The 9,699-nt window shown below is 71.7% G+C and carries 10 protein-coding genes and 1 riboswitch; of the genes, 7 read left to right on the top strand and 3 right to left on the bottom strand.

Going from position 1 to position 9,699, the window contains the following annotated elements; genetic code table 11:
- Window positions 1-226: 226 nt before the first annotated feature.
- The gene (gene otsB / locus AB0O00_RS21205) at window positions 227-1,066 is read left to right on the top strand and encodes a trehalose-phosphatase (RefSeq protein WP_363653999.1); all 840 of its coding nucleotides are present in this window, start codon (window positions 227-229) and stop codon (window positions 1,064-1,066) included.
- Here otsB and AB0O00_RS21200 read toward each other — a convergent pair.
- Together AB0O00_RS21200 and AB0O00_RS21195 are read right to left on the bottom strand one after the other, a co-directional pair.
- Entirely contained in the window at window positions 1,053-2,507 is a 1,455-nt protein-coding gene (locus AB0O00_RS21200) for a trehalose-6-phosphate synthase (RefSeq protein ID WP_363653997.1), read from the bottom strand. The two genes, otsB and AB0O00_RS21200, sit on opposite strands and share 14 nt — an antisense overlap.
- A gap of 38 nt (window positions 2,508-2,545) precedes the next feature.
- Entirely contained in the window at window positions 2,546-3,550 is a 1,005-nt protein-coding gene (locus tag AB0O00_RS21195; RefSeq protein WP_363653995.1) for a glucosyl-3-phosphoglycerate synthase, read from the bottom strand.
- A 142-nt stretch (window positions 3,551-3,692) separates the two neighbouring features.
- A riboswitch (SAM riboswitch) is annotated at window positions 3,693-3,826 on the top strand.
- A 17-nt stretch (window positions 3,827-3,843) separates the two neighbouring features.
- Between AB0O00_RS21195 and thrC the strand changes: the two genes are divergently transcribed.
- The 5 genes from thrC (at window position 3,844) to AB0O00_RS21170 (ending at window position 8,544) form a co-directional block, all read left to right on the top strand.
- Complete coding sequence (gene thrC / locus AB0O00_RS21190) at window positions 3,844-5,124, top strand: threonine synthase (protein ID WP_363653993.1); 1,281 nt, start codon at window positions 3,844-3,846, stop codon at window positions 5,122-5,124.
- 24 nt (window positions 5,125-5,148) lie between these two features.
- Window positions 5,149-5,427 (top strand): ubiquitin-like small modifier protein 1, encoded by a 279-nt coding sequence (locus AB0O00_RS21185; protein WP_363653991.1) that lies wholly within the window; start codon window positions 5,149-5,151, stop codon window positions 5,425-5,427.
- 544 nt (window positions 5,428-5,971) lie between these two features.
- The gene (locus AB0O00_RS21180) at window positions 5,972-6,172 is read left to right on the top strand and encodes a cold-shock protein (protein ID WP_153461112.1); all 201 of its coding nucleotides are present in this window, start codon (window positions 5,972-5,974) and stop codon (window positions 6,170-6,172) included.
- A gap of 310 nt (window positions 6,173-6,482) precedes the next feature.
- Window positions 6,483-8,102: a chaperonin GroEL gene (gene groL / locus AB0O00_RS21175; RefSeq protein WP_363653988.1), complete on the top strand. Its 1,620-nt coding sequence runs from the start codon at window positions 6,483-6,485 to the stop codon at window positions 8,100-8,102.
- A gap of 91 nt (window positions 8,103-8,193) precedes the next feature.
- Entirely contained in the window at window positions 8,194-8,544 is a 351-nt protein-coding gene (locus tag AB0O00_RS21170; protein ID WP_363653986.1) for a hypothetical protein, read from the top strand.
- Here AB0O00_RS21170 and AB0O00_RS21165 read toward each other — a convergent pair.
- Window positions 8,541-9,170, bottom strand: coding sequence for a hypothetical protein (locus AB0O00_RS21165; RefSeq protein WP_363653984.1), 630 nt, complete (start codon window positions 9,168-9,170; stop codon window positions 8,541-8,543). The two genes, AB0O00_RS21170 and AB0O00_RS21165, sit on opposite strands and share 4 nt — an antisense overlap.
- Window positions 9,171-9,258: 88 nt before the next feature.
- Between AB0O00_RS21165 and AB0O00_RS21160 the strand changes: the two genes are divergently transcribed.
- Window positions 9,259-9,642: a PadR family transcriptional regulator gene (locus AB0O00_RS21160; RefSeq protein ID WP_363653982.1), complete on the top strand. Its 384-nt coding sequence runs from the start codon at window positions 9,259-9,261 to the stop codon at window positions 9,640-9,642.
- Window positions 9,643-9,699 lie beyond the last annotated feature (57 nt).

Here is a 9,699-nt window from a genome sequence, read left to right as displayed (position 1 = left end):
GGGGTTCTCGCCGTTGGCAGTCTGAAAATCACCCGTCACGCCCCTCTCCGCGGCCACCCCCTCCGCCACCCCCTCCCGCAGCGCGACCCTCTCGCTGGGTGGGGAGGGGGATGGGGGGTGGTTGAGGGGGTGCATCGGTGCGGGTTGAGGGGTGGGGGAGGGATAGGGGTGTGGGGGTGGCTCGGTGCTTGCCTTAGACGGCCGGGGGGTGGGGTAGGGGCAGCGCATGGGATTTTTCGAGAAGTGGGTGCCCGTGACCGAGGCCGGGCGGGATGGGGTTCGGGGGATCTTCGACGCTCCCGATGATGCCGTCGTTGCTTTGGACTTCGACGGGACCCTTGCGCCGATCGTTGCCGATCCTTCGCAGGCTCGGGCGCATCGGGGGGTTCGGGGTGCGCTGGCGGCTCTGGTGGCGAAGGTGGGGGCCGTTGTCGTCGTCACGGGGCGGCCGGCTGCTCTGGCCGTCGAGTACGGGGGGCTGGACGGGCTTCCCGGGGTTGTCGTGCTCGGGCATTACGGGGCCGAGCGGTGGGAGAACGGGGAGGTTTCGGCGCCTCCGGTGCATCCGGGGGTGGTCGCGGTGCGCGGGGTCCTGTCCGGGGTGCTGGCCTCGGTGGGGGCGCCCGACGGGACGTGGGTCGAGGACAAGGGGCGCTCGCTCGCGGTGCACACGCGGCGTACGGCGGCGCCGGAGGAGGCGCTGGAGCTGTTGCGCGGGCCGGTGGCCGAGCTGGCGGCGGAGCACGGGCTGGTGGTGGAGCCCGGGCGGCTGGTGCTTGAGCTCCGGCCTCCGGGGGTGGACAAGGGGGCCGCGCTGACGGGCTTCCTGCGGGAGCGTGGGGCTCGGGCCGTGCTCTATGCCGGGGATGATCTGGGGGATGTCGCGGCTTTCGCTGCCGTCGAGAAGTTGCGCGGGGAGGGGCTCGCGGGGGTGCTCGTGTGCAGCGGCGCGGTGGGGGACGCGCCGGTGCGGGAGCTTGCCGACCGGGCCGACCTGGTCGTGCCCGGGCCGGCGGGCGTGGTGGAACTGCTGGTGGACCTGGGCGAGGCGATCAGAGCGCGTTGAGCTGGTCCAGGAACCACTGCTGCGGCGGGAGCGCGGTGGCCGCCGCGGCCAGGCGCTTGGTGCGGTCGGCGCGCTCCTCGGCGGGCATGGTAAGGCCCGCGTGGAGGGCGTCGGCCGTCTCGATGACGTCGTACGGGTTGACGACGATCGCGTCGTCGGCCAGTTCGGTGTGGGCGCCGGCCTCGCGGGACAGGACGAGGGCGCAGCCGTGGTCGGAGACCACCGGGACTTCCTTGGCCACCAGGTTCATGCCGTCCCGGATGGGGTTCACCAGGGCGACGTCGGCGAGCCGGTAGGCGGCGAGGGAGCGCGGGAAGTCGTCGTCGACGTGCAGGATCACCGGCTGCCAGGTGGGGGTGGCGAATTCGGTGTTGATGGCCTGGGCGAGGTCTCGGACCTGGGCCGTGTAGTTCCGGTATTCGGCGAGGTCGGTGCGGGACGGGTAGGCGAAGGCGATGTGCACGACGCGGTCGTGCCACTCCGGGCGCGTGCGCAGCAGGTGCCGGTAGGCCAGCAGGCCGCGGACGATGTTCTTGCTCAGCTCGGTGCGGTCGACCCGGACGATCGTGCGCCGGTCGCCGACGGCCTCGCGCAGCGTGGCGAGGCGCTCGTCGACGTCGGGGCGATGGGCGCGCTCGCGCAGGAAGTCGGCGTCGGCGCCCAGGGCGTGTACGCCGAGGTGGGTCGTGCGGTTGTCGTGGGTGACGGTGAGGGCGTCGTCGTCGACGGTCGCGTTCAGGATCTCCTTGCAGCAGGCGGCGAAGGCCCTCGCCCAGCGTTCGGTGAGGAAGCCCGCCCGGTCGGCGCCGAGGATGCCGGTGAGGACGGCCCTGGCCACGTCGTCGGGGAGGAGCCGGAAGTACTCGGGCGGGGCCCACGGGGTGTGGGAGAAGTGGCCGATGCGCAGGTCGGGGCGGGTGGCGCGGAGCAGCGCCGGGGTGAGGGACAGGTGGTAGTCCTGGACCAGGACGGCGGCGTCCGGGGCGGCCTCGGCCGCGAGGGCGTCCGAGAAGGCCTGGTTGTACGTCTCGTAGGCGGCCCACTCGGTGCGGAAGCCGGCGTCGAAGGCGGGGGCCGTGGGCGTGGCGTAGAGCAGGTGGCTCACGAACCAGAGGGTGGAGTTCGCGACGCCGTTGTAGGCGCGGGCGAAGGTCTCGGGGTCGATGTCCAGCATCCGGACGGCCTGTCCGCCGACGTCGTGGCCGGCCAGGTCGAGGCGGCCGTCGGGGGCTTCCCGGGCGGCCCGGCGGTCGGCGTCGCCGAGGGCGGCGCACACCCAGACGGCGTGCGGGTCGTCGATCGCGGAGAGGCCGGAGACCAGGCCTCCGCCGCCGCGTTTGAGGGTCAGCGTGCCGTCGTCCGCGGTGCTGAAGGAGACCGGCCCCCGGTTGGATGCCACCAGCACGGTCGCGCTCGAACGTTCGGTCGTGAGATCGCCCATGGTTGGTACGTTGCCGGGGGTTTGGGTCGGCAAACGTGTCAGTGGCGGGTCGCGTACTCGGGCACGGTGTGCATCGGGGGGCGCTCCAGGGCCGTCACGGGGTGGGTGTGGGCGGTGAACGCGCGGGTCTCCGGGTCGCGGGTGAACTGGGTGAGCAGCGGGTGGACGAGGTCGGCCGAGGCCTTGAGCCGGTGGGTGCGGTCGAGGCGTTCCAGCGCGGTGCGGTAGATGGTCGCGGCCATCCGGCCGAGGGCCTGGCCGTCCTGGTGGCGGTGGTGCCGGACGCCGACGTCGACCTGGGCCAGGGCGTCGAGCCCGGCGAGTTCCAACGCGTCGACCAGGAGGCCGAGTTCGACGCCGTAGCCGGTGGGGAAGGGGAGCCGTTCGAGCAGGGCGCGGCGGGCCGCGTACTCGCCGCCGAGCGGCTGGACGAAACCGGCGAGTTCCGGCCAGTGCAGGTTGAGGAGGGGGCGGGCCACCAGTTCGGTCACCCGGCCTCCGCCGGCGGGGACGACCGCGCCGCTCTCGGTCTCGAGCGGGCGGTCGTACATGGCCTTGACCAGCTGGATGTCCGGCTCGGTGAGCAGCGGGCCGACGGTGCCGGAGACGAACGCGGGGTCGAACTCGCGCAGGTCGGCGTCGATGAAGCAGACGATGTCGCCGTGGGTGACCAGCAGCGAGCGCCACAGCACCTCGCCCTTGCCGGGGGCTGCGGGCAGTCGGGGCAGGATCCGGTCGCGGTGTTCGACCCGGGCGCCGGCCTCGGCGGCGATGGCGGCGGTGTCGTCGGCGGAGCCGGAGTCGACGACGACGAGCTCGTCGACCAGGGGGAGGCGTTCCATCAGCTCGCGCCGGATCGTGCGGACGATGTCGCCGACGGTCGCCGCCTCGTCGAGGGCGGGCAGGACGACGCTGACGGTGTGGCCGGTGCGCCGTTTGGCCGCGAGGAGGGTGTCGACCGGCCGGTCGGCCGCGCTCCACGAGCGGCGGCCCAGCCAGGAGGCCGCCTGCGGGAGGAGTGCGGGGGTCGGTTCGGCGGGCACGGGACTCTCCTCGGCGGATCGGGGTGGAACGGGCCATCTCGCGTGGCGGACGGCCCCTTTCGGGCTCGGCGCCTTCGGATACAGTCTTCGTACAGCGGTCGGACCTTCGCACGCCGGGGTCGCCGCTGACGACAACTTCACATGCTCATCCAGAGGGACTGAGGGAACGGCCCGTTGACGTCCCGGCAACCTTCTCGCGCGGCCGATCACCAGGCCCCGGCGGGACAGGTGCCAATTCCGGCCCGTGGCGCGCCCGCGCCACGGGGAAGATGAGGAGAGAGGCCTCCGCCATCATGGCTATCGACACCGTCGCACCCGCATCCGTGGATCTCGGCCCCGCCGCCGCCCTGTCCTGTCGGGAGTGCGGCACCCGCTTCCCGCTCGGTCCGAACTTCGCCTGCCTGGAGTGCTTCGGGCCGCTGGAGATCGCGTACGAGTTCGGCGGCGAGGCCGCCGAGGAGCTGCGCAAGCGCATCGAGGCCGGGCCCGCGTCGATCTGGCGCTACGCGCCGCTGCTGCCGGTGCCGGCCGATGTCGCTTCCAAGCCCAACCTGAACCCGGGGTGGACCCCGCTGGTGAAGGCGGACAACCTCGGACGGGAACTGGGCTTCACGGCTGGGCTGTACGTGAAGGACGACTCGGGCAACCCGACGCACTCGTTCAAGGACCGCGTGGTGGCCTGCGCCATCGAGGCCGCGCGCGCCTTCGGCTACACGACGCTGTCCTGCTCGTCGACCGGCAACCTGGCCGGTGCGGTGGGCGCGGCGGCGGCCCGGGCCGGGTTCCGCTCGTGCGTGTTCATCCCGCACGACCTGGAGCAGGGCAAGGTCGTCATGGCCGGCGTGTACGGCGGTGAGCTGGTCGGCATCGAGGGCAACTACGACGACGTGAACCGCTTCTGCTCGGAGCTGATCGGCGACCCGGCCGGCGAGGGCTGGGGCTTCGTCAACGTCAACCTCCGCCCGTACTACGGCGAGGGTTCCAAGACGCTCGCGTACGAGATCTGCGAGCAGCTCGGCTGGCGGCTGCCGGAGCAGATCGTCATCCCGATCGCCTCGGGCTCGCAGCTCACGAAGATCGACAAGGGTCTGCAGGAGCTGATCAAGCTCGGGCTGGTCGAGGACCGGCCGTACAAGATCTTCGGGGCCCAGGCCGAGGGCTGCTCGCCGGTGTCCGCGGCGTTCAAGGCCGGCCGGGACGTGATCAAGCCGGTGAAGCCGGACACCATCGCCAAGTCGCTGGCGATCGGCAACCCGGCCGACGGCCCGTACGTGCTGGACATCGCGCGGCGCACCGGCGGGGCGGTCGAGGACGTGACCGACGCCGAGGTGGTGGCCGCGATCCGGCTGCTGGCCCGCACCGAGGGCATCTTCGCCGAGACCGCGGGCGGGGTGACCGTCGGCGTGCTCAAGAAGCTGGTCGAGACCGGACAGCTGGATCCGGCCAAGGAGACCGTCGCGATCAACACCGGTGACGGCCTCAAGACCCTGGACGCCGTCGCCGATGCCGGGATGACCGCGGTCATCCGCCCGACGCTGGATTCCTTCCGCAGCGCCGGCCTCGCGTCCGCCTGATTCCCCCCACGAGGAGAGCCACCCATGAGCGCCACCGTCCGCATCCCCACCATCCTGCGCACCTACACCGGCGGGGCCGCCGAGGTCGCCGCCGACGGCGGGACCCTGGGCGACGTCATCGCCGACCTGGAGAAGAACCACGCGGGCATCTCGGCCCGCATCCTGGACGACACCGGGAAGCTGCGCCGTTTCGTCAACGTGTACGTGAACGACGACGACGTGCGTTTCGCCGAGGGCCTCGCGACCGAGATCAAGGACGGCGCCAGCGTCTCGATCATTCCGGCGGTGGCCGGCGGCTGCTGAGCCGCGCCCCGCTCCGACCGGCCGCCCGCGCGCACGGAATTCCGCATTCCGTGCGCGCGGGCGGCTGCTCGCATTTCGGCGGGAATATTTCCCGGTCGAGTGGGAGTAGAGTGTCGCTCGGCCGGGAACAGGGGTCCCCCTCACCCTCCCCGTGCGAACCGCCGCTCCGCCGTCCGTCCGTTGAGACCGCCCGGGGACCGGGCCCGGGAAACATGTCACGCGGATGTCAGAATTCTTCAGGGGTTTTGCGCAATGCGTCCGCTATGTCCGGCGCGAATTGCCGAGTTCCTTCCGGTTCGGCCCGTCCTGTCCCTTGACGCGGACCCGGAATTCACCGCGGAGGGCCCTGTTGCAGAGGGCGTCGGTCCGGATACATTCAGCCGCGGTCGACGCAATCACCCGCTCACCGGATGTCGTTCGGGACGGTGGATCGCGGCGTGCACGGCTGTGCCCAGGGGGGGTTCCCCGGGCCGGCCTTCAATCCAACCCGGTCCCGCGACCCGCGGGACCGTGAAGGGCCAGCACAGCACTAGGGGAGTTCGGAATGGCTCAGGGCACCGTCAAGTGGTTCAACGCGGAGAAGGGCTACGGCTTCATCGCGGTCGACGGTGGTGCGGACGTCTTCGTCCACTACAGCGCGATCCAGATGGACGGCTACCGCACCCTCGAGGAGGGCCAGCGGGTCGAGTTCGAGATCTCCCAGGGACAGAAGGGCCCGCAGGCGGACATGGTCCGCGCTGTCTGACCCCTTCCGGCTCCAGGAGCTCGGCGCGGCCCACGGCCGGCGACCACTCGCTTCTCGACGGGCCCGTACGACACGCGTCGTACGGGCCCGTCGGCGTTCTCGGGGCGGCTCCCGGCTTGGCGATTGGGCTTGCACTCGACCACCCGGAGTGCTAATCATTGGCGTTAGCACTCACAGCCTTAGAGTGACAGCGGACCGGGTCGGTGAGGCCCTGGGAGCGGTAGGGGAATAGACCCCCGCACACCTTGGCCGTCCGTCGCGGGCACCCCTTGGTCCGAGCAGTCGACCGTGTCCCGGAGGACCACTTCAGATGGCCAAGATCATCGCCTTTGATGAGGAAGCTCGCCGCGGCCTTGAGCGTGGCATGAACCAGCTCGCCGACGCAGTGAAGGTCACGCTCGGCCCCAAGGGTCGCAACGTCGTGCTGGAGAAGAAGTGGGGCGCCCCCACGATCACCAACGACGGTGTCTCCATCGCCAAGGAGATCGAGCTCGAGGACCCGTACGAGAAGATCGGTGCGGAGCTCGTCAAGGAGGTCGCCAAGAAGACGGACGACGTCGCGGGCGACGGCACCACCACCGCCACCGTGCTCGCCCAGGCCCTGGTTCGCGAGGGTCTGCGCAACGTCGCCGCCGGCGCCAACCCGATGGCCCTGAAGCGCGGCATCGAGAAGGCCGTCGCCGCCGTCTCGGACCAGCTGCTGGCCCAGGCCACCGACGTGGAGACCAAGGAGCAGATCGCCTCCACCGCCTCCATCTCCGCCGCCGACACCCAGATCGGCGAGCTCATCGCCGAGGCGATGGACAAGGTCGGCAAGGAAGGCGTCATCACCGTCGAGGAGAGCAACACCTTCGGCCTGGAGCTCGAGCTCACCGAGGGCATGCGCTTCGACAAGGGCTACATCTCCGCCTACTTCGCGACCGACCTGGAGCGCATGGAGGCGACGTTCGAGGACCCGTACATCCTCATCGCCAACTCCAAGATCGGCGGCATCAAGGACCTGCTCCCGCTGCTGGAGAAGGTCATGCAGAGCGGCAAGCCGCTCGTCATCATCGCCGAGGACGTCGAGGGCGAGGCCCTCTCGACCCTGATCGTCAACAAGATCAAGGGCGTCTTCAAGTCCGTCGCCGTCAAGGCCCCGGGCTTCGGCGACCGCCGCAAGGCCATGCTCCAGGACATCGCCACCCTCACCGGCGGCACCGTGATCTCCGAGGAGGTCGGCCTGAAGCTGGAGAACGCCGGTCTGGACCTCCTGGGTGGCGCCCGCAAGGTCGTCATCACCAAGGACGAGACCACGATCGTCGACGGTGCCGGCGACAGCGAGATGGTCGCGGGCCGCGTGAACCAGATCCGCGCCGAGATCGAGAACAGCGACTCGGACTACGACCGCGAGAAGCTCCAGGAGCGCCTCGCCAAGCTGGCCGGCGGCGTGGCCGTCATCAAGGCCGGCGCGGCCACCGAGGTGGAGCTCAAGGAGCGCAAGCACCGCATCGAGGACGCCGTCCGCAACGCCAAGGCCGCCGTCGAGGAGGGCATCGTCGCCGGTGGTGGCGTCGCCCTGCTGCAGGCCGGTGTCGCGTTCGACAAGCTGGAGCTCGAGGGCGACGAGGCCACCGGTGCCAACATCGTCCGCGTGGCGCTGGAGGCCCCGATCAAGCAGATCGCGACCAACGCCGGCCTCGAGGGCGGCGTCGTGGTGGAGAAGGTGCGCAACCTCCCCGCCGGTCACGGCCTGAACGCCGCCACCAACGAGTACGTCGACCTCATCGCCGTGGGCATCATCGACCCGGCCAAGGTCACCCGCTCGGCGCTGCAGAACGCCGCCTCCATCGCGGCGCTGTTCCTCACCACCGAGGCCGTCATCGCCGACAAGCCGGAGAAGGCCGCGGCCCCGGCCGGCGGCATGCCGGGCGGTGACATGGACTTCTGATCCTGGTCGTTCGACCGGATCGGTGTTCCGATCGCGTGGGCGGTCCCCTTCGGGGGGCCGCCCACGCGGCGTTTCCTGGGAGAATTCACGGATGGCTGACATCGAGAGCGCCCTGCACGACGCCCGTGCGCGGATCCTGGCCGACCTCACCGCGCGGGACGTGGCGGACGCCGCCGTCGTCTCGCTCGTGGAGCAGGCCGTCACGCACCGGCGGTGGTGGCTGGAGCAGTGGCCGGACGGCACGGAGTACGTGCTCGGGCTGGTCGCCCAGGACGTCCAGGACGCGCTCCTGGAGGCGTACGGCCGCTGGCCGCTGTGCACCGCCTGCGCGGCCGACGGGGACCCGCACGCGCTGAGCGTGGAGCCGGAGCTGGGACCGGACCCGCACTGGGTGTGCGGCAAGCAGGGAGCCGCGGTCGCGCCGGTCGGGAAGTTGGCCTAGAGGGCGGCGAGTTCGGCCGTCAGGTTGGCCCGCGCCGCCACCGTGAAGCGCTCGTGGGCGGCCGGGGTGCGGTAGAGCGCGGGCAGGGCGAGGAGCCGGCGCAGCACGGCCGCCCGTCCTGCCCGGAAGTCCGGCTCGGGCACGAAGCCGTACTCCTCGCGGACGGCGGCCACGTAGGCCGCGTACGCCTCCGGGGTGCCGCCGAGGACGGCGAGGTCCGCGTCGCACAGCACCTCGCCGTCGCGGTCGCCCGGGGCGGGGTCGTGGGTGACGGTGAGCAGGATGAGCCGCTCGACCTCGGCCGTCCGCGCGGCGGGCAGGCCGGCGGCGGTGAGGGCCCGGACCGCGAGCGCGGCGCTGCGCTCCTCGTTCTCGGAGCGGTCGGGCCGGTAGACGGCGTCGTGGAACCAGGCGGCGAGCCGGACGGCGTCCGGGTCGGCGGCGTGCCCGGCGAGGGCGTCGACGTGCCGCAGGACCGCGCGCAGGTGGTCGGCGGTGTGGTACCGGCGCTGCGGCTCGGCCCAGCGGCGGAGCAGCTCCCGGCCGTACGCCACGGGGTCGGCGGTGGTGCCGCAGCGGTGCAGCAGGGCGGTCCAGTCGGCGAGCAGGTCCTCGGTGTTCGGCATGGGCGCCATTGTGCTGGTCGTGTCACAGACGTGTCCGCGGCGGGACCGGTGCTGGACCTATATGCCGGTTGACGATATATGTAGACGCATGACAGAACGCTCGATGCAGGAGCCGACGCTGCTGCTGCTCACCGCACTGGCCGACGCGCCCAGACACGGGTACGCGCTCATCCAGGAGATCTCCGAGATCTCCGGCGGCCGGGTCAAGATGCGCACCGGCACCCTCTACGGCGCCCTCGACCGCCTGCTCCAGCAGGGCCTGATCGAGGTCGCCGCCGAGGAGATCGTCGACGGCCGGGCCCGCCGCACCTACGCGCTGACCGGCTCCGGCCGGAGCGCGCTGGCCACCGAGGCGGAGCGGCTGCGGACCGTCGCGGCCGAGGCGGAGCGCCGCCTGGCCACCGTCCGCTCGGCGCTGAAGGGGAAGCCCGGACCTGCCGGACGGGCGCTGATGAGGGGGATCTTCGCATGACCACACCGACGATCGGGGCGCCCTCGGGCGCGCTGCGGGCCGCACTCCAGCTGTACC

Origin of the sequence: Kitasatospora sp. NPDC093558 (assembly GCF_040683475.1) — a bacterium.
Taxonomy (GTDB): domain Bacteria; phylum Actinomycetota; class Actinomycetes; order Streptomycetales; family Streptomycetaceae; genus Kitasatospora.
Note: the sequence above shows the minus strand (reverse complement) of the source record. Positions and strands in the feature narration are given on the sequence as shown.